13 protein-coding genes are annotated in these 20,063 nt (G+C 72.0%); 2 read left to right on the top strand and 11 right to left on the bottom strand.

Features of this window, described 5'->3' with window-relative positions; translation table 11 throughout:
• Positions 1-255: 255 nt before the first annotated feature.
• From AB0I42_RS17595 to AB0I42_RS17645, 11 genes are all read right to left on the bottom strand, one after another.
• Positions 256-567, bottom strand: coding sequence for a YbaB/EbfC family nucleoid-associated protein (locus AB0I42_RS17595; RefSeq protein WP_357517984.1), 312 nt, complete (start codon positions 565-567; stop codon positions 256-258).
• 11 nt (positions 568-578) lie between these two features.
• Positions 579-3,908, bottom strand: a complete 3,330-nt coding sequence (locus AB0I42_RS17600; protein WP_357538553.1) for a right-handed parallel beta-helix repeat-containing protein — start codon at positions 3,906-3,908, stop codon at positions 579-581.
• Between the two features lie 7 nt (positions 3,909-3,915).
• Positions 3,916-6,681: a hypothetical protein gene (locus tag AB0I42_RS17605; protein ID WP_357538555.1), complete on the bottom strand. Its 2,766-nt coding sequence runs from the start codon at positions 6,679-6,681 to the stop codon at positions 3,916-3,918.
• A 6-nt stretch (positions 6,682-6,687) separates the two neighbouring features.
• Positions 6,688-8,043: a type VII secretion protein EccB gene (eccB, locus tag AB0I42_RS17610; protein WP_357538557.1), complete on the bottom strand. Its 1,356-nt coding sequence runs from the start codon at positions 8,041-8,043 to the stop codon at positions 6,688-6,690.
• Positions 8,044-8,048: 5 nt separating this feature from the next.
• The gene (gene eccD / locus AB0I42_RS17615) at positions 8,049-9,458 is read right to left on the bottom strand and encodes a type VII secretion integral membrane protein EccD (RefSeq protein WP_357538559.1); all 1,410 of its coding nucleotides are present in this window, start codon (positions 9,456-9,458) and stop codon (positions 8,049-8,051) included.
• A gap of 13 nt (positions 9,459-9,471) precedes the next feature.
• Positions 9,472-13,428: a type VII secretion protein EccCa gene (eccCa, locus tag AB0I42_RS17620; protein ID WP_357538561.1), complete on the bottom strand. Its 3,957-nt coding sequence runs from the start codon at positions 13,426-13,428 to the stop codon at positions 9,472-9,474.
• Positions 13,429-13,444: 16 nt separating this feature from the next.
• Complete coding sequence (locus tag AB0I42_RS17625) at positions 13,445-13,792, bottom strand: hypothetical protein (RefSeq protein WP_357538563.1); 348 nt, start codon at positions 13,790-13,792, stop codon at positions 13,445-13,447.
• On the bottom strand, positions 13,785-16,544 hold the full coding sequence (locus AB0I42_RS17630) for a hypothetical protein (protein WP_357538565.1): 2,760 nt from the start codon (positions 16,542-16,544) through the stop codon (positions 13,785-13,787). The genes AB0I42_RS17625 and AB0I42_RS17630 overlap by 8 nt, the downstream gene beginning before the upstream one ends.
• 66 nt (positions 16,545-16,610) lie before the next feature.
• On the bottom strand, positions 16,611-17,522 hold the full coding sequence (locus AB0I42_RS17635) for a hypothetical protein (RefSeq protein WP_357538567.1): 912 nt from the start codon (positions 17,520-17,522) through the stop codon (positions 16,611-16,613).
• 95 nt (positions 17,523-17,617) lie between these two features.
• Positions 17,618-17,920, bottom strand: coding sequence for a WXG100 family type VII secretion target (locus tag AB0I42_RS17640; RefSeq protein ID WP_357538569.1), 303 nt, complete (start codon positions 17,918-17,920; stop codon positions 17,618-17,620).
• Positions 17,921-17,964: 44 nt separating this feature from the next.
• Positions 17,965-18,285, bottom strand: coding sequence for a WXG100 family type VII secretion target (locus tag AB0I42_RS17645; protein ID WP_357538571.1), 321 nt, complete (start codon positions 18,283-18,285; stop codon positions 17,965-17,967).
• A 331-nt stretch (positions 18,286-18,616) separates the two neighbouring features.
• Between AB0I42_RS17645 and AB0I42_RS17650 the strand changes: the two genes are divergently transcribed.
• Together AB0I42_RS17650 and AB0I42_RS17655 are read left to right on the top strand one after the other, a co-directional pair.
• Positions 18,617-19,036 carry a YbaB/EbfC family nucleoid-associated protein gene (locus AB0I42_RS17650; protein WP_357538573.1) on the top strand — a complete coding sequence of 140 codons (420 nt, stop codon included), beginning with the start codon at positions 18,617-18,619 and terminating at the stop codon, positions 19,034-19,036.
• Positions 19,033-20,055, top strand: a complete 1,023-nt coding sequence (locus AB0I42_RS17655; protein ID WP_357538575.1) for a hypothetical protein — start codon at positions 19,033-19,035, stop codon at positions 20,053-20,055. The genes AB0I42_RS17650 and AB0I42_RS17655 overlap by 4 nt, the downstream gene beginning before the upstream one ends.
• Positions 20,056-20,063 lie beyond the last annotated feature (8 nt).

Below are 20,063 nucleotides of genomic sequence, written 5' to 3' on the forward strand. Positions count from 1 at the left end.
TTGCCGGGCAGCAGACGATCACGGGTGCCCTGACGGTTTGCCGGGAAGGACCCTAAGGTGTTGCGGTCCACAGCGAATTCGGCGTACGCACAGCGAACTCGCTGTGGGGCGTGACAGTGGTATCGGGCCGGCGTGTGTAGTTGCCGCCGGCGGTGCTGGCTTCGACCGCGGCGCGGGGGGCGGTGCCTTCCGTGGCCCGGGCCCGCAGCCCTGGGCGCTGCCCGGCCATGGCGAGCAGTTCGGCACTGCTCACGATCAGTGGAGATTGATCTCGATCGGACCCATCTTGTCCCGGGCGAGCGCGGCGGCGTTCGCCCCGGCGGCCCGGATCGACTGGGCGATCGCGTCCTGCAGGGCGGTCACGTCACGGTTGTCGAAGACGACCGGATCGACCTGGACCGCCTTCACCTGGCCGAGGCCGCTGGCCAGCACGACGACCGTGCCGTCCGCGGAGCGGCCGGTGACCAGGGCGTGCCCGAGCTGCACCTGCGCGGTACGCATCCGCTGCTCGAACGCTCTCCCCGCCGCCACCAGTTCCTCGATCGTGGGTTGCTGTGGTTCCGACATGACGTCTCCTCTCAGCCGACCGCCGCGAGGCCGCCGGAGCGGCGGGTCCGCACGACGGCCGGAGCCTGGCGGCCGACCAGCCCGTTCAGATCGGCCAGCGCGAGGGTGCGGGACCCGGTGGCCCGGGTCAGGCTCCGCGAGAGCTGGTGGGCGGCGCGGACCGTGCGGTCGGGGAACTGCCCGACGAGCCCGGCCAGGGCGGCGCGCACGTCGTCGGGGACATCGTGGCCGTGCCGGACCAGGTGCCGTACGACGATCTCGGCGAGTTCGGCGACACCGAACTCGGGGATGTTCCACTCCTGGCCGAACACCTCGGTGAGGCCGGGCACCACCGCACCGAGGCGGGTGAGCGCGGACGGCTCACCGAGCAGGATCACCACGGGGTTGCCCAGACCGGCGCGCAGCTGCGCGACGAGTGACTCGACGATCTCCGGGCCGCCGTCGTCCTCGACGTAGTCGATCAGCAGGGTGCCGCCGGCCGCGTCCTGCAGGGCGGCCCGGACCAGGCTCGGGGTCTGGCCGGGCCACTGTGGCGCGAGCTGGCCGGCGGTGGAGACGCGGACCAGCTGCCCGACCGGCACCAGGTCCAGTTCGGACAGGCCGGCCGCGTAGTGCCGGGCGAACTCGCTGCGACCGCTGCCGGCGGCTCCGGCGAGCAGGACGTTGCCGTGCCGGCCGTACGAGCGGCGCCGGTTGCGCAGCTCGCAGAGGCGCAGCAGGGTCGCGCCGACCGCGTCGCGGACCTCCGGCGCACCGACCAGGCGGCAGACCCGGTGCCAGCTCTGCGATGCGTTGATCGCGCCGGTCGGGTTGCTGGCCGCGTCGGTGGCGTTTCGCTGCTCGACCGGCAGCTCCTCCAGCAGCCGCAGCTCCGGGGCGAGATCCTCGGCGACGAGCCTGTTGATCTCGGTGTCCTTCGTCGGCGGCGTGGTGGCCAACCGGGACGCCTGGTTGTTGATCATCGCCTCGAAGAGCTTGCGGGCGACTCGACCGTTACCGAACGTGGAGTTGCGCGGAACCCGCTCGAAGTACGTGGTCAGCGCGTCGGTCGCGTCGTCGGTCAGCTCGTAGTAGTGCTTGCGGCACAGGTTCGAGGTGATGGTGACCAGTTCCTCGACCGAGTAGTTCGGGAACTCGATCGTCCGGGTGAACCGGGAGGCAAGACCGGGGTTGGACTCGAGGAACTTCTCCATGAGTTCCGAGTACCCCGCCACGATCACCACGAGATCGTCGCGGTGGTCCTCCATGATCTTCATGAGCGCGTCGATGGCCTCCTGGCCGAAGTCCGGGCCGGAGCCGCCGGAGCCAGCCGAGAGCGTGTACGCCTCGTCGATGAAGAGCACACCGCCGATCGCCTTCATGACCAGTTCGGTGGTCTTGATCGCCGTCGAGCCGATGTACTGGCCGACCAGGTCCGCCCGGGCCGCCTCGATCATGTGTCCCTTGGCGAGGATGCCCAGTTCCGCCAGGACCGAGCCGTAGAGCCGGGCGACCGTGGTCTTGCCGGTGCCGGGCGGGCCGGCGAAGACCAGGTGGCGGCTCATCGGCGGCATCGGCAGACCCATCTGCTGCCGGACCTGCGCCATCTTGATCAGGTTGATCAGCGCGGTGACCTCCTGCTTCACCCCACGCAGCCCGATCAGGCTGTTCAGCTCGCGCAGCGGTCCGCTCAACTCGTCCTCCGCCGCCTCCTCCCCGGCGTCGGTATCCGGGTCGGGCGACCGCTCGGGGGCGTACCCGGACGGGGGTGCCGCCGGGGAGACGGGGGCCGCGGACCGGGCGGCCCCGCCGGTGGTCAGCGACACCACGGTCAGCTGGGCGTCGTCGGCCCGGCGGAGATCCTCGCCGCCGCTGCCGCGGACCACGCACCGGGTGATCGAGACCGGCTCGGCGGTCTCCACATCGAACCCGGCGGCACCGCTGTCCAGCACCTCGCAGTCGGTGAAGCTGCCCTGGGCGCCGGGCTCCAGCCGTACCCCCGCCTGGCGGGCGCCGCGCACCCGGACCTGGCCGGCGGTCACCGTGCCGGCCGCACCGACCCGCAGGCCGTCGCCGGCCGCGTCGATCAGCTCGGTGTCGCGCAGCCGCAGGTCCCCGTTTCCGGTCACCTGGAGCCCGGCGCCGTGCAGCACGGCCGACTGCAGGGAGAGCGCCGCACCGGCACCGACCACGACGCAGGTGGCCGCCGTACCGGTGAACCGGGCCTCACGGATCGTGGCCCGCGCCGACTCCCCCAGTTCGAGCGCGTTGGCACCGCCGGCGTCGAGCACCAGGTCGGCGCCGTTGACCTCGGCACCGGCCTGCACCAGCAGACCGGCTCCCGTGGCCACGGTGGCGCGCATCCGGTGCACGGTCATCGACGCCGCGCCGGTGACGACCGCCGCGTGCCGGCTGCTGCCCCGGACGGTGATCCCCTCGAAGCTCGGCGCGCTCTTCGCCTCGACGGTCACCCCGACCGGCGAGTCGACGAAGTGGCAGTCGGCGAACGTCGGCCGCGCCTCGCCGGTGACGTGTGCGGCGCTACGCCCCGCCGAACCGAAGGTGCAGTGCTCGAACCTCGGGGCGGCGCCACCGGCGATGTGCACGGCCTGCAACGCCGCGCCGGTGAACTCCGAGTGGGTGACGACGACGTCGACCTCGCCGCGCATGAAGACGTCGACGTTGCCGCTCTCCCGCACGCTGAGCTTGTTGATCCGGGCGTGGCCCCGCTGTTCCACCACGAGCGCGGGCTTGCCGGCGCCGACGATGTCGAACTGCTCGACGACGACCCGGCCGTCCCCGTTGACGCAGATGCTGTTCGCCCCGGTCTGCTCCGCGCGGCAGCGCCGCAGCGTCACCGCGCCCCGGTCGCTGACCACGATGCCGGAGGTGGCGACCTCCCGGACCACGGTGTCCTCGACCGTGCTCGCGCCCGGCGAGGTGACCACGATCCCGGCCCCCGCCGAGGAGCGGATCTCGCAGTGCCGCAACGCCAGCGTGCCCTCCAGCCGGGCGAGCAGCGTCACCCAGGCGGCACCGCTGATCCGGCAGTCGTCCAGCGCCGCCTCGCCGGCGTAGACGTCGACCGCGGCCAGCTTCGGGTCGTCGCTCGACAGCGTGATGCCGCGCAGTTGGGCACCCTCCCCGTGGACGGTGAGGACGGTGCCCTCCTCCACGTGCACCTCGACACTGCCGCCGGACTCGGCGCTGATGGTGATCCGGTTGCCGACGACCAGCTTCTCGACGTACCGGCCGGGATGCACGGTGATGGTGGCACCGGGCTCGGCGCGGGCGATCGCCGCGCCGATCGTCGGGAACGCACCGGGCCGGCCGCCTCCCACCGTCAGGACCTGTCGACTCATCGGCGGGTCACCCCTTCTCTGCGATCGGCGACCGTACGAGGCCGGGAAGCACGCCGAAGCGGCCGGCCGAGGCGGGGCCGATACGTTTCCGACCGTCGATGCCGCCCCACCGGTCGAGGCTGCGACGCATCGACGTGACGGCCAGTTCGTCGAGCGAGAGCCGGTTCGGGTCGACGCGGCCGTCCTCGTCGACCTCGTTGGCGCCGATCTCGCGGAGCAGGATGGTGCCGCGACGGTCCCCGGCCGGCTCCGCCAGCTCAAGGATCTTGAAATGGGTACCGGGCAGGAAGGCCACCCGGTCGTCGACGCGCTCCTCCCCCTCCGGCTCCAACAGAGCGGTACGGCGGGCGGTCATCGACCAGATCAGCAGCTCGGTGTCGCCCTCCTGACCCGCGCAGGGCGCGGTCAGCATGGTGACGAAGCTCCAGTCGGTGACCAGGCGCCGGTCCCGGTACAGCGCCCACTCCTGCGCACGCGGGGTGATCCGCGCGACCGTGCTGCCCCGGAAGGACGGCAGGCGGGAGAGGCCGGAGACCGCGCAGCGGGCGAGCGGCACGTGCGGGCCGTTCACGCCCGCGCGCAGGCCCGCGTCGATACCGGCTCCCCGACTGGTCAGAAAGAGCCGGGTCGCCACGGAGTCGACGAGGACGTCGTCCGGGGTGCTGGCACCGGCGGCCTTCATACCGGGGTGCTCGGACATGATCCGGGAGACCGAGCTGGCCATGGTGTCGAAGTCCCGGCTCAACGAGCGGCGCAGCCAGGCCCGTTCTTCGTCGAGGCCACGGCGGGGCAGCAGGGCGGAGGCGTTCGCGTCCGCCACGGGTTGCAGCCGGACGTCGGGGGGCGCGGTCGCCGGGGCCGGCTCCTCCAGCCGGCCGGACGCCTTTCCCGGGCCAGACTCTTCCGCCGCCGGGACGGACCCCACGGGCGAGACAGACGGAGCCGGTGGTGCCGGCGGGGTCGAGGCAGCCGGTGGGGTCGGTCCAGCCGGCGAGGTGGATCCGTCGGGACGGGCGGGCTCGACGCCCTGATCGGGTCCGTCGATCGAGGACTCGGTCGGGATCTGCACTGGAGCCGGCGGTGGCGGCGGCGGCTCGAACGACGATGCCACCGGCGGCTCGACCGCTGGCTCCACCGGCTGCCCCATGACCGGCTGCTCCACGACCGGCTCGACCGGCACGTCGACGGGCGCGGTGGCGGGGGCGGGAAGCTCCGAGGCGCCCCGCGGACCCACGGGCGTCGGCCCGCTGTCGACCTCCGACGACACCGAGACGGCCGGCGGCTCCACGGCGGCCGGCGGCTCCGGGGCCGTCGGTGGCACTGCCAGCAGGGCGATCGGCGCCACCGGCTCCGGGGCCACCACCGTCGGGACCGGCGACGGCGGAAGGACGGTGACCACCATGGCCATCGTGGTCGGGCCCGGCCGGGACAGGACCGCCGTCGGCTCCCCGCCGTTCGGTTCCGACTGCGGCCCGGACGTCAGGACCGCCTGGGCCCGGCCGCCCGATCGGCGCTCCGGCACCAGCACCGACGCCGGGACCAGGCCGCTGGCCTGCCCCAGGTCGCGTTCGATCCGGGCGGCCAGGTCCTCGGCCAGTTCCCGCATCCGGGCCGCGCGCTCCGGCGACGTGTCGTCGAAGACCATGTTGCCGCCCTCGGGGTCGAGCGCCGCGCCCCGGATCCGTTCCGCGTTGCCCGGCTCATCCGCCGGGCGGATCCAGAGTCCGGCCTCGACCACCTCGACGACGGCGTCCGGGGCGTACCAGTAGACCCGGGGGGCGATCTCCTCCGCGCCGCGCAACGGCCCACGGTGGCTGAGCACGGCGGGACGGCGGGCCCGCGAGTTCGGGTGCGCCCTCGGCACGTAGCCGAGTTCCAGGGCGAACGGTGGCCATCCGAGGACGCCGTCGGCGCGTACGGTCCGGATCTCGACCTTGCCGGGCGCACCGATCGGGACCCCGGTGTAGCAGACGATGTTGGTGTTCAGCAGGTCGGCGAGGGTCTGGCCGAACGCCTCGCCCTCGGGCATGCGGACGTCGCCGTACCGCACGAAGCGGGCCCGCATCCGGCTGTCCGGGTCGAGGTCACGCCAGAAGCGCACGACGTCGTCGAGCGGGAGCGGCGCGGTACCCGGACAGCCGAGCAGTACGGTCATCGTCTCCGGCTGGCACGGTACGTCGGTGACGAGGCGGTGCCGGTGGTCGGCGGTGACCTGCGGCGCGCGGACGTCGTGGATCCAGACGCCACCGGGCAGGGGCTCGATCTCCCCGGTGGAGCTGGAGGGCCGGCGTTCGGTCGCGGCGGTGTCCCACGACGGTGTCGGGTACCGCTTGGAGTCCCAGGCGGGCGGCCTGCCGGGGCGAAAGCGCACCCAGCCGCTGCCCGGCTTGGAATGCACGAAGAGCCCTCCGGCCGCGCCCCGGATCAGGTCGCCGTCGGGCGCGATGACGGTGCGGTTGAGCCGCTCCGACAGCCACTGCCCGGCCATCGCCGCCGTCTCGTGCTGCTGTCCACAGGCGACCAGTCGGATGCCGCGACGGCGGCGCGGCAGCACCCCGGCCATCGACTCCCACGAGCCGATCGACATGCCGCTACCGAGGTCGAGGACCACCACGTCGTTCTCGGCGTCCGCCACGACCGAGAGCGCGAGCGCCTGCGCCTCGCCGCTGATCTCGTCCGGGTGGTGCAGGACGAGCGCGTTTCCGACGGTGTGCCGTACCACGTCGCCTGGGTCGGGCCGCCCGCCGCGCAGCAGGTCTCGGATGAATGCCATGGACAACTACCCCCTTGCCAGACCGGTGACGGCCGTACGGCTGAGCACGGGACCTTGTGGCAGCGCCGCCAGCAGTGCCCTCGGGAACGGGACGGCCGCCGCCGAGTTGAGCTTGAGCGCGGCGAGCGTGTCCGCGCCGGTGATCCGGTGGGCGACGCCCTGGTCCGAGATGAACGCCACCTCGGCGGGGCCGGTCGCCTTGGGGACCGGGGTCACCGTCATGCCGGAGCCCGGTTCGGCCAGCACGGTCGGCTGACCGTCGTCGCCCACCCCGGCCGAGTGCCGGTCGGTGAGGACGACCTCACTGGCGAAAGAGTCCGCACTGACCGGTCGCTGGCGAACGCAGAGCACCTGGTCGCCGGGGTCCCGCCACTGGAATCCGGTCAGGTCGGGCAGCCGGCCGGTGAGTGTCCGGTCGCCGGAGCGTGGGGCGCCGGCGACGGCGGCGGCGTCCAGCTCCACCGGCGGTTCTTCGCCGCGTACGGCGGCGAGGGTGAACTCCATCCGGTCGACCGGGGCCAGCCCGTCCGTACGGAGCACGAAGAGCTGTTCCTCACCGGCCGCCGGCCGCTGGCGGAAGAGCGTGCCGACCCGGTGGGAGCGACCGTCCACCCGTGGGCCGGCGCGGCCGGCGTCGGGGATCGGCGCCGGACCGAGGGTGACCCCGGTCGGCAGCCAGTCCAGCCACCCGGCCGGGGCCACCGCCGGCCGGGCGTTCGCGGCACCGAGCGCGACCAGCACCGAGTCGTTCGCCACCGGGAACTTGTACGGACCGGCGAGCAGGTACGTCCGGTCCTGCGGGCCGCGTACCACCGCGAAGATCCGGTCGGCCAGCGGCGTGGCGGGGGCGTTCGGGTCGAGGTTGACCCCGAGCCCGGAGCCGGGCCGGTCCACCACCGAGCCGGGCAGGCAGGCCAGCCACGGGCCGGTGACCAGGTCGCCGGCGGCGGGTACGGTCTGTGGCGCGTCGGGGAGGCCGAGCTCCGGGCCGCGCGGGAGATTCTTCAACGAGTTGCGGGAGATGAGCTTCACCGAGGCCGACGGGCCCTGCAACAGCATCGCGGAGGTCAGGTTCGACATCGGGTACAGCACGCCGTCGCGGTAGATGTACCGGGTGCCGCTCTCCTTCTCGACCAGGATCACGCCGGCCTGCCGGTACGCCTTGCTGCCGCCGGGGACGAGCCAGCCGTAGACGGCGAACCCGCCACCGAGCAGCAGGACCAGCACGATCCCGACCACCAGCCCGGTCAGGGCGCGCTGTCCGGGGATCCGTGCGCTGGTCGGGTCGCCCTCGACGAGGGCGGAGCTGAGCCGCCCCATCATGAAACTGTGGGCGTGGACGTGATCGCGTTGGGTCTGCACGGCGGTTACCCGAAAAGTCCACGGGCCCAGGCGTAGAACCCGATGATCTGCGCCAGGATCGGGAGCACGGCGACACCGGTGGTGACGTCGAAGAAGGTCGCCGAGTACTCCCAGAACGGCAGCATCCGCCGGGGCCAGGGCCGCAGCGCCGCCAGCACCAGCGGCACCAGCAGCGCGACGAGGGAGCCGAGCAGCACCCAGCGGCCGGCCGGCGACACCATGTCGGAAAGCTTCATGACAACCATGACGACGCCGACCGTACCGGCGACGACCAGCGCGATCCGCTGCCAGAGCCCGAGGAAGGTACGCGCGCGCAACAGGATTGCACTTGCGACCACCAGCACGAAGGTCCACCCCGCCCAGCCGGTCACCTGCATCGTGAGGTGGAAGAGCACCGGCAGGACCACCGCCGACGCGATCATCGCCACGGCGAGGTAGGTGTCCGCGTCGTCGGTGCGCTGCCCGACCTGGTCGGGTTGGGCGGGCTCGATATCGTACGACATGTCTTCGCTGTTCCTCGGCAGTTGCGGCCCGCGAAGTCGGGAGATCTTGACCGCCATCCGGGGGGCCAGCACGATCACGAGGAAGATCAGCGCGACCGCCGTGGCGGCGGTCCGTGGCCCAGTCATCCCGCTGGCCGCGTGCAACAGCAGCGCCAGCGTGGTGAACAGGCCCACCATCCCGATCGCGAGGAGCGGCCGGACCGGCAGGTGCGCGGCGATGGTGCGCTGGGCGAGCAGCAGGAGCGCGGCGACGACGAGGAGGGCGACGGCGGCGGCGAGGGCGGCCGCGCCGGTCACCGCGATGCGCTCCGGGTCGCCGTCGACCGCGCTCGACGCGGCGAGCGCCGCGAAGCCCGCCGCGCCGCCGCCGAAGAGCAGCGAGAACGCGCCGTCGTCCAGGCGCCGGCCGCAGACCAGCGCCGTGGCCAGGAACAGCACGCCGATCACGCCGGCCGCCACCACCTGCGGCAGGACCGGGCCGTACGCGGTGAGCACGGCGGCGACCGTGCCCATGCCGACGACCGACAGCAGGAGGAACAGGCTCCGGCGGTGCTCGGGCTGCCAGCGGTCGTCGCGCCGGTTGACGACGATCGCCACCCCGTCGGCGAGGTCGTCGAAGTCGAGTTCGGGCAGGGGATTCTCGGCCGGGCGCAGGTGGAGTTCCTCGCCCTCCAGCCAGTCGAGGCTCTCCGGCGTACCGGTCAGCTCGAAGGGTGCCTGGCCGAGACGCTGCAGGACCCAGGCCCCCTCGGCGGCGTCCGGCTCGGTGCGGTGGCCGGGCTCCGTGGTCTGCTCCACCAGCAGGGGCAGTAGGGCGGCCACCGTGGTGGTGGCCGGGACCGCGAGGTCGACCCGGCGGGCCGGACCGATCACGGTGATCCGGCACAGTTCGGCGTTGAGCGTCGCAGTCACCCGCGCACCCCTCTCATGCGACGTGTCCCGTCTGGATCAGCTTGACGCCACGACGGGTGACCAACTGGGCGCGTCCGGGCGGCAGTCGGCGCGGGGCCGCCTCGCCGAGGAACTTGCCCTCCTCCTTCGGATACGACAGGAGGGTGGCCGGGGTGCCCAGCTCCCACATCCGGCGCAGGACCGGGTCCATCATGGCCCGCATCGCGCCGGAGGTGCTGCGGGCGATCACCAGGTGCAGTCCGATGTAGACGCCCTGCGCCAGCAGCGGCAGCACCGGGTCGAGCGCCGAGCCCGGTCCCGAGGACCGGGTCATCAGGTCGTAGTCGTCGACGATCAGGAAGAGCTCCGGGCCCTCCCACCAGTCCCGGCGGCGCATCCGCTCCGAGGAGACGTCCGGGCCGGGGAGCCGACGGTCCATCGAGACCGAGGTCTGCCCGGCCAGTTCGTGGAGCTTGTCGCCGGTGAAGCCGAACCCGACCTGGTAGTCGGCGGTGATCGCGGTGTCCAGGTCCCGGCGCGAGTCGCCGAGGAGCACCTTGGCCTGCTCCGGGGTGTAGTGCTGTTGGATAGCGCGCAGCACCAGCCGGAGCATGTTCGACTTGCCGGTCTCGTTGTCCCCGAGGACCATCAGGTGCGGGGTGACCAGGAAGTCGTGCCAGACCGGGGCGAGGCGCTGCTCGTCCAGCCCGAGGCAGACCTTGAAGGTCGGCTTCGGCGCCGGCAGGTTCTCCACCGGGAGGTGGGTGGGGAGCATCCGTACGCCCGGCGCGGGCGGTCCGGTCCAGAAGGTGGCGACCTCCTCGACGGTCGACTTGGTCGCCTCGGCGAGGTCGTCGACGCTCGAACTGCCGTCCATCCGGGGCAGCGCGGCGAGGAAGTGCAGCGCGCCCTTGGTCAGGCCCCGGCCCGGTTGGTGCGGCACGGTCGCCGCCTTGCGGGAGCCGACGTCGGACTCCATGGGGTCGGCGAGGCGCAGCTCCAGCCGGGTGCCGAGCAGGTCCCGCAGCCAGGTCCGCATCTCCGACCACCGGGTGGCGGAGACGATCACGTGGACGCCGAAGGACAGCCCCCGCGAGGCCAACTCCTGGAACTTCGTCTCCAGGTCGGCGAAGTCCTGCTTCATCGTGTACCAGCCGTCGACGACCAGGAACACGTGTCCGTACGGGTCGTCGATCTCGCCGCGGGCGCGGGCGGCCAGGTAGGCGCTCACCGAGTCGAGGCCACGGTTGGCGAACTCGTACTCGCGCCGCTCCATGACCTGCCAGACCTCCTCGATGGTCCGGACCACCCGGTCGCGTTCCATCCGGGTGGCGATGGAGCCGATGTGCGGCAGCCCGGCGATGGAGGCGAGACCGCCGCCACCGAAGTCGAGCCCGTAGAACTGCACCTCGCGCGGGGTGTTGGTGAACGCCAGCGCGAGGATCACACTGCGCAGCAGGGCGGACTTGCCGCTCTGCGGCGCACCGGCGATGCCGATGTGCCCGTCCGCACCGCCGAGGTCGATGGTGAGCAGGTCGCGAAGCTGCTCGGCGGGCCGGTCGACGATCCCCACCGGGACCCGCAGCCGCCCCTGCGCGTTCGGGTCCTCGACCGTCATCCCGCGCAGCGGATCCGGGACGACGCTGGGCAGCAGCGTGTCCAGGCTGGGTGCGGCGGACAGCGGCGGCAGCCACACCTGGCGGGCCGGCGGGCCGGAGCCGGCGAGCCGGTCGAGCAACACCTCGGCGAGGCTCGGACCGGTCGCGGCGTCGGGCTCCCCCTCGGTCTCCTCGACCGGCTCGGCGACGCGGGCCCGACCGGGGTCGTGTCGGACGTCGACCTGACCGGTGACGAACGGGACGACCTCGACGCCGGCCCGCCGCTCCTCCTCCTCGACCCCGCCGATGCGCCCCGCACCCTTGTACGGCCCGGAGACGTACGCGGACTTGAACCGCACCAGGTTGGTGGTGTCGACCTTCAGGTACCCGTTGCCGGGTTCGGGCGGCAGCTCGTACGCCTTGCCGACGCCGATCACCGACCGGGACTCCATCGACGAGAAGGTCCGCAGCGCCAGCCGGTACGACAGGTGGCCCTCGACCCGGTTGATCCGTCCCTCGTCCAGGCGTTGCGAGGCGAGCAGCAGGTGCACGCCGAGCGACCGGCCGAGCCGCCCGATGGAGACGAAGAGGTCCATGAACTCGCCCTTGTTGGAGAGTAGCTCGCTGAACTCGTCGACGACGATCAGCAGGACGGGGAACGGCACCAGGTGGGCGCCGGCGGCCCGGGCCTTCTCGTAGTCGAAGAGCGAGGCGTAGCCGCTGGCCCGCAGCACCTCCTGGCGTCGGGTCATCTCGCCGTTGAGCGCGTCCTGCATCCGGTCGACCAGGGGCAGTTCGTCGGCGAGGTTGGTGATGACCGCCGAGGTGTGCGGCAGCTTCTCCATGCCGATGAAGGTCGCGCCGCCCTTGAAGTCGACCAGGACCAGGTTGAGGATCTCGGAGGAGTGGGTGGTGGCGAGCGCGCAGACCAGGGTACGCAGCAGCTCGCTCTTGCCGGAGCCGGTCGCGCCGATGAGCAGGCCGTGCGGTCCCATGCCGCCCTGCGCGGACTCCTTGAGGTCCAACTCGATGACCTCACCGCCCTCGGTGACCCCGATCGGTACGGTCAGCCGGTTGCGTTGCGGGGCGCGGGTACGCCACGACGCCTGGACGTCGAAGGTGCGGGCGTCCCGGATGCCGAGCAGGGTGGTCAGCTCGAAGTCGCTCTCCAACGGCTCCTCGGCCACGTCGAGGGTGCCGCTGGTCCGCTTGGGCGCGATGATCCGGGCCAGCGCCTCGCACTCGGTGACGCCGAGCCGGTCGGGCGCCGCGGACCCGACGCTCTCCCCGGCGGGGAAGCTCACCCGCTCCCCGTCCAGGGTCAGCCGCAGCACCCTGGGTCCGCCGGGCATCTGGCCGGTCAGGTCGAGCAGGACCACGTTGCGGATACCCGCGCCGAGCAGGCGCGAGCTGTCCGGCAGGTCGGCCAGGTGCGCGACGATCACCACGAACGGCTCGGTGGACGACGGGCGGGCCTCCCGGTCGTGGTCGCCCCGGTCGGCGATCTCCGGGCCGAGCAGGTCGACCAGGTCGTCGTGGGTACCGGCGAAGAGGCGGACCGGGCCGGCGGCGTCGAAGGCGGTCGGGTGGGCGTTGTGCGGCAGCCACTTGATCCAGTCCCACTCGCCCCGGTGCACCTCCGGCGCGAGCACCGCCACCCGCAGCTCGTCGGGGGCGTGCAGGGTGACCAGGGCGGCCACCATGGCCCGGACCAGGTCGATCGCCTGGTCGGCCGCCCCCTCGAACTCGATGCTGGTGAAGCTGCGCAGGCCGACCGAGGTCGGGATGCCGGAGACCGTGCGGTACGCCTCGGAGAAGCGTCGCAGTGAGATCGAGGAGAGCGGCTCCAGGTCCTCGATCGGTTTGGTCTGCGGGGGCAGGAACCGCAGCATCGCGTTCTGCCGGCCGAGCCCGATCCGGACCCGGCCGAAGTCGTCGTGGCTGGGCCGTCGCTCCCAGATCCGGCTACTCATCGCCACCGACCACAGCCACTCCGGCTGCGGATTGTTCCAGACGACCGCCTGGCGCTGCTCCTCGGCCGCCTTGCGGGCCTGCCGGCGGAGCTGGGCGATGTAGCGCAGGAAGTCCCGGCGTTCGCCACGCATCTGACGCTTGCGCTCGGCGGCGGTCCGACCGATCTGGATGACACCCATCAGCAGCATGCCGACGGCCATCGCGCCGCCCATGACGTACATGATCGGTGCGCGGTTGTAGAGCCCGAACATGGCCATCATGGCACCCATGCCGAGGCCCATCGGCACGATCATGGCGAACGACCGGAAGTCGAGCGGCGCCTCCTCCGCCATCAGCGGCGGCTCCTGCAGCTCGACCTCCCCGTCCGGGTTCGCGGGGCCGGCCGCACGGGGTGGCCGTTTGACGGTGACGGTGCTCATGCCAGCGCCTCCCCGGTCATCCGAGAGTCCCCGGGCCGGCCCCGGCGCCGCCCCACGCCGAGTCGTCCTGACGCAGCAGCCCGACCGCGTACCGGTCGGCCCGCCGCTCGGGCGGGGGGTACCCGTCCTCGTCGTCGGCCGGCTTCGCGTCCCGGCGCTGGGCGGCCTCGCGGGCCTCGGTCTCCTCCCGCGCGCGCCGGGCGGCCTCGTCCATCTCGCGTTGCTTCTGGCGCATCAGCTCCAGCCGCTCGGCGCGGGTGTACTCCGGCCCGCCGCACCGCATCGGTCTCGCCTCGGGGACCGGTTCCGCCGGCCGCCCGCGTTTCCAGGCCTTCAGCGGGGTCGGCTCGATCTCGTCACGCATCCTTCGGCTTCTCCTCCCGCTCGGGCTCGTGGCCGTGCAACCACCAGGCGCCGTCGACGTCGTCCCAGCCCGAGGTGTCGGCGACGTCCTCCGCCGGCCGTACGACCGGCACCCGGTCGTGCGACGGCGGTGCCACCGGTGCGGTCCCGGCCCAGACGGCCTCCTCCTCCCGGAGCAGCTCCGCGGCAGCCGGCCGGTCGGCCGACTCGCGGTCCCCGACACCGACCGCCACGACGGGTACGCCGAGGAGGACCGCCGTGGCCTCCGGCGCGGTCGGCGGGTCCACGTCCGCCGCCGGCGGTGACCCGCCGTCCGGTGCCACCGACGGCGACCGCCGCTCGGTGACCGGCCCCGGGCCACCGGCCCCGACGGTGGCCGGGACGGCCGGTTCGTCGGGGACGTCCCCGGGTCGCCACTGCTCCTCCTCCGCCGTGACCAGCGCTGCGGCGTCGGGCCGCTCGGGGGTCCGCCGGTCGGGCGCGGCACCCGGCATGCCTGGCATGCCTGGCATGCCCGGCATCATCGGCGCGCCCGGGAGTTCGTGGCCGGCGGTCCGCCCGTCGTCGGGTACCTCGACCGGGGCGGTGTCCAGTCCGACACCGCCGGCCTGGACCCCGGCGGGCGCCTCGGGGCTGACGAGTGCGTCCGGGCCGGTGGCGGCCCAGTCCTCGGCGTCCCCCTCGACCAGGCCCGCCGCGTCCGGACGGTCCGGCTGGTTACTGCCGGCCGTTCCCGCCCCGGGCGCCCCGGGGGCTCCCGGCATGGGCGGCACACCGGCTACGGGCCCGGTTCCGGCACCGGGCAGGCCGGACGACGGTACGGGGCGGCCGGACGGGTCTCCGAGGCCCGCACCACCGGGGTTGGTCCCGCCGGGCGCGTCCGGCACGTCCACCCCACCGGTGGACGGCTGCCAGTCCTCCAGCTCACCATCGACCAGACCGGCCGAGTCCGGACGGTCCGGAACACTCCCACCGGAGCCGGCACCCGCCCCCGGCGAGCCCGGCATACCCGGCATCATCGGCGCCCCAGGCCCCGGCAGACCCGCCCCCGGCGGCACCTGACCGATCCCGGGAACGTCACCGAGACCCGCACCACCGGGGTTGGTTCCGCCGGGCGCGTCCGGGGCTCCGACCCCGTCGCCGGGGGTCCAGTCCGCCGGGTCACCGCCGACGAGGCCGGAGGAGTCGGGGCGCTCCGGCGCCGATCCACCGCCGCCGAGCCCGGAGCCGGGTGCGCCGGGCGCCCCGGGCATCATCGGCGGCACCGGCGCACCGGGCGGAGGCTGGACGCCACCGGGGATCCCGCCCGGGTCGGGTACCTCCGGCAGGTCGACACCGGCGCCCGGGTCGGGCACTGCGGGCGGGACGACGCCGTCCGGCGGTCGGCCACCCTCCCCTGGTCCGAGGCCTCCCGGTGCCGGTCGGACCGGCGGCGGCACCCGGCCCGGGTCGCTGCCACCGCCCGGCACCTGCGCGATCGGGGGTGGCACTCGGCCCGGGTCGCTGCCGCCCGGCGGCGGCGCGATCGGCGGCGGCACCCGACCGGGGTCGTTGCCGCCGGGTATCGGAGTGTTCGGCGGGGGCGTGAGGACCGGCGGTACGAAGTTGCCGGAGCCGCCAGGGCCCTGGCCCGGGTCGGTGACCGGCGGGGTGTCGAACCCGGGCAGCCCATCGCCGGGCGTCGGGTCGGTGACGACGGGGGTCTCGAAGTCCGGTCCGTCGCTGCGGCTGAAGCCACCGGGGTCGGTGACCGGCGGTGCATCGAAGCCGGGGGGATCCGTCAGCACCGGCGGCTGATCCCCTGAATTGTTCGCCGACGGATCCGGGAGTGGGTTCGGGTCGGGAATCGAGTCAAGTTCCGGGTCCGGGATCGGGTCGGGATCGGGAATCGAGTCAAGTTCCGGGTCCGGGATCGGGTCCGGATCGGGAATCGGGTCCGGCTCCGGGTCCGGGATCGGGTCCGGGTCGGGGATCGGATCCGGGTCCGGAATCGGGTCCGGCTCCGGGTCGGGGATCGGATCGGGGTCCGGGATCGGATCCGGGTCGGGAATGTCGTCGGGGCTGAGGCTGCCGTCCCCGTTGGGCGAGATGACCTTCGGGACGGTCAGGTCGTACTGGTCCGCGAGCGTCAGCGCAACCTCGAGCATCTGGTTGGTCATCGGACGGGCGAAACGCGTGGAACTGATCGCCACGTTGCCACCGTCGGTGCGGCCGGCGCCGTCGGCGGCGGCGATCTGCGCCCAGGCCCGGTCGAGGTGGTCCATCTGCTCCTGGGCCCAGTGCAGGTAATAGGAGTCCTTCATGAGCTGGTTCGGCAGGGTCGCCGAGTCGCCCAGGCCCGGACCGCCGCGCAGTCGCTCCGCCTGGTTACCGAGGAACTTGGCGTAGTAGTCCATCTTCGCCAGAAAGGCGTTCGCGGCCGTCCCCTGCCACGACTTCTCCTCGCCGGCGATGCCGTGGGCCTGCGTACGGATGAACGTCTCCAGCCACTCCAGGGTGTTGACCGCCTGCTGGAAGGCCCCGGCCGCGTCGGCGAGACTCTGGGCGCTGACGAGGGTCCGGGCGTGCGCCTCCCCCTCCTCGGACTCGATCGCCGACCCGCCGTTGACCGCGGCCTTGATCCGCCGCCAACCGGGCGGATCGCGCTGGGCCCAGTTCTGCAGATCGTTGAGTTCGGTGATGTCCGGTGGGGGAGCGAACGTCGCCGGGGGGTCGGAGTGGTGTGTCCACTCCTGCTCGTCATCGTCTGACATTGACTATCCACACCTGTTCGCAAGTCGCGGGATCCGCCAGAATGTGTCGCCGGAAGGCGGGGACGCCTACTGCTCGTCGTCGTCCGAGTCGTCGCCGCCCGAATCGTCGTCCGAATCGTCGTTGGAGCCGTCCGTGGAGATCTGACCGTGGTCGCCCATGGCCTCGATGTACGCCCACGGATCGCTCATGTACTCGGCGAACTGCGTCTCGGTCATGTTGTTGAAATCTTCGGTCCGCTGTTCGAGGTCCCTGCCGGTCAGCTCGTTTCCCTCCTCCGTGAGCTGGTAGGAGTCCGCCATCTGCACCAGGCTTCCCCGGAGTTCGAAGAGCGCCCAGTGCACCGTCATCAGCAGGGCCTGGGTATCACCGACCAGGCCCGTGCTTTCGCCGTTGCCGCTGATCCTCTCCTTCATCACGTACGCCCGGGCGAACTGCCCGGGTTTTACCTTGATCGCCTTAAATCTTTCGCTGGAGTCGAACGCCAAGCCGCCGTCGCGCCAGACGACCTTGTCGAGCTGTTTGACGAAGTACCGGATGGCCTCGGTGCTGACCTTCAGTTCACCGTTCTCGTTGTCACCACCGGTGTAGGCGCTGACCTCCGGCGGGTCGATGTCCCCGTCGATGTCGTAGTTCTCAGGGTCCTGGTAGGAATCCCACGAGACGTTGTCCTCGTCGGAGGAGGTCTCCTCGTACTCCTCAACGAGGGCCCTCCACTTCTCGGGGGGAATGACCTCGTCCTTGTACCACTCGTAGGCGGCCCGTTCCTCGTCGCTGTAGTTCTCCCAGTCGACGTGGCTCGAGTACGTGTTGTCGTTGTAGTTGCTCTGGATCTCGGCCTGGACCTCGTCGATGACCGCCTGGATCCAGCCGTCCGGGTGCTCGTTCGGAAAGCCTTCGATCTCCCCGTTGTTGAACCTGTCGAGGATGCCGATCTGGTCGATCGCCTCTTCGTTGGCGTAGCTGAAATCGATGCCCATTCGTCCTCAACCTCTCAGCGGGCCATCGTTGCGGGGGTGAAGCTGGAGGGCCTGCCGGCTGCCGGGTCGCACCCGCCCGGCAGCCGGCGGACGATTCAGCCGCCGCGGACGTCGTTCCAGATCTTGGTGTGCCGCGACTCGGTCGACCCGTAGTTGTCCGAGATCGCCAGCAGCGTCCGACGCGCCTGCTCCAGGTGGACGCTCATGTCCTGCGCAGACCTGTTCCATTCGGCCTTGGCCACGTAGTAGCTGCTCTGCGCGTCACCGGTCCATTCCTGGAGGCTCCGCTCGACGTTGCGCTCCATCTCGGCCAGGGCACTCACGATGCGCCCGTTGATCTGGTTCATGTCGTAGAGGGTGGCGTCGGCCTGGTTGAAGTCGAAACGGAAAGTGGACACCGTCAGGTCCTTTCTGGAAAGCGGATGGGTGACCGGTGGAACGCTCAGATGCCGGGCAGTGCCGCCCCGAAGTTCCTGGCGGTCTGCGAGGCCTCGTCCTCGGCGGCCCGGTAGCCGGTGGTCGTGACCCCCATGACGTCCATCATGTTGATCAGCTGGTTGATGATGTTCTGGAAGGACCGCTCCCAGTTGTCCATCGCCTGGTTGAAGCTGTCGGAGGCGTCGCCCCGCCAACTCGCCTGCAGCGTGGCCATCTCGACGTTGACGCTGCGCAGGTGACCGGTGAACTCCTGGGTCTTGGCGGCGAACTCGGTCGCCGCCGCCTGCATACCGGGGTCGGTGGTCTGCACCACGGGCATGGTCACAACGACACTCCTCTCTCGTACGTCGATGGGTGACGACGTCGAACTCCCCGCAATCGGCAATCGTCGTGCCGAGTGTTCCGGGCAACCCGGTGCCTTCGGCAAGGTCAGCGGGGCCGCATGTCCGAACGTCGCGGCAACTCTGCCTGACTTCCCCTCGCCGCCGCGCAGTCACGGCAGTCGTGCCATCACGACTGCCACACCGCAGCGCGCCGACCCGGGCCGTGCGGTGGGGTAAAGGCGGTGCACGTTCGTGCCCGGAAACCGCCGTCGCACTTCCCGCACCCGTTCCCGCGCACCTGTACTGGGGTCCGCAGGGGAAGGGAGCCGGACCGTGGCCTTCGACGACCGCATCGAGACGCTGCTCGCGGAGTACGAACGTCAGCGCAACAGCGTGAAGGAACTCCAGGAACGAATGAGCAAGGTCAAGGCGTCCGCCACCTCGCCACGACGTGAGGTGACGGTCACGGTCGGACAGAACGGGGTGCTGACCGACATCAGTTTCCCGACCGGCGCGTACCGGCGGATGCCGCCGGCCGAGCTGCAGGCCACCATCATGCAGACCTTCGCCGAGGCCAAGGAACAGGTGATGGAACAGGCGGCCGAGCTGCTCGCGCCGCTACTGCCCGCCGGGATGAACGCGGCCAAGATGGTCCGGGGCGAGGCCGGTGTCGACATGTACCTGCCGCCCGAGGGCCCCCGGATGTCCCAAGGGGTCCGCGAGCTGCTCGGCCTCGACGCGGACAGGCCGTGAGCGGGCCGAACGGGTCGCTCTGGGTGGACCCGGAGGGGGTCCTCTCGGTCAGCCGCGCGTACGACGGACACATCGCCATGTACGACCGGTACCTCAGACGACTCGACCAGCTCCGGGCGCAGTACGCCAGGGCGTGGGGCGACGACGAAATCGGCAACCAGTTCAGGGAGCAGTTCGACAACACCATGGACGTCGTCGAGGGCATCATCCTCGGCGTCCGGGGAAGCGTGGAGTACGCCGCGGTGGGGCTACGGATCAGCGGCGAGGGGTACCAACAGGCCGAGGACGACGCGATCGAGGCCGGACGCATCATCGGTACCGAGTTCGCGGCGCTGCCCATGCAGGCGGCCTCCCGGCAGTCCGGCGAACACGCCCCGCAGTACGCCTCCCGCCGGCCGGCGCTCCCGGCCGTGGAGGCGGGGATGTTGACCCCGATGCACGCGGCGCGGCTCGCCGACAAGCCCGCACTCCAGGTGGGAGTCCGCCTCCAGGGCGAACTGATCGACGCCGAGGAGGTAGCGGGGACCCCCATGATCGCGGCGGTCCGACAACCCGCCGAGCCCGCGCTCCAATCGCGCAGGGCCGTACAGGGCAGGTTGCTCGGCGTCGACTCCGAAGACGACATCGAACGACCCACATCCCGGTTGGCCGCCCAACTTCCCGCCGAACCGGGAGTCATGCCGACGTTCACTCCCGCGATGCCCCTGACATCCGCGCACATGAGTCACGCCACCGAGGGGGTTCTCATCGACGGCGCCCCGGTCCCCGAGGGCTTCGAGCTGCGGACGCTGAACACCTTCGAGGACGGCACCTCACGCCTCGACGTCAACTACTACGACTCGGTGTTCCCGCTGGGCGACCGGCACGTCGTCACCGGGCCGGACGGTCAGCCCCTGAACCCGGGCGACGGTCACCTGTTCCTGGTCAAGCCGCAGGAACACCCCATCGACCCGACGTCGCCCGACTACCACCCGATGCTGGTCAGCTTCGCGGCCGACGGCACGGCCGTACCCCTCTGACACTCGCC

Origin of the sequence: Polymorphospora sp. NPDC050346, assembly GCF_040655695.1 — a bacterium.
GTDB classification, from domain to species: Bacteria; Actinomycetota; Actinomycetes; order Mycobacteriales; family Micromonosporaceae; genus Polymorphospora; species Polymorphospora lycopeni.

Bases quoted from the DNA above. Each gene is read 5' to 3' on its own strand.
- AB0I42_RS17595 (WP_357517984.1), bottom strand. From the start codon at position 567: ATGTCGGAACCACAGCAACCCACGATCGAGGAACTGGTGGCGGCGGGG.
- AB0I42_RS17600 (WP_357538553.1), bottom strand. From the start codon at position 3,908: ATGAGTCGACAGGTCCTGACGGTGGGAGGCGGCCGGCCCGGTGCGTTC.
- AB0I42_RS17605 (WP_357538555.1), bottom strand. From the start codon at position 6,681: ATGGCATTCATCCGAGACCTGCTGCGCGGCGGGCGGCCCGACCCAGGC.
- eccCa (WP_357538561.1), bottom strand. From the start codon at position 13,428: ATGAGCACCGTCACCGTCAAACGGCCACCCCGTGCGGCCGGCCCCGCG.
- AB0I42_RS17625 (WP_357538563.1), bottom strand. From the start codon at position 13,792: ATGCGTGACGAGATCGAGCCGACCCCGCTGAAGGCCTGGAAACGCGGG.
- AB0I42_RS17630 (WP_357538565.1), bottom strand. From the start codon at position 16,544: ATGTCAGACGATGACGAGCAGGAGTGGACACACCACTCCGACCCCCCG.
- AB0I42_RS17635 (WP_357538567.1), bottom strand. From the start codon at position 17,522: ATGGGCATCGATTTCAGCTACGCCAACGAAGAGGCGATCGACCAGATC.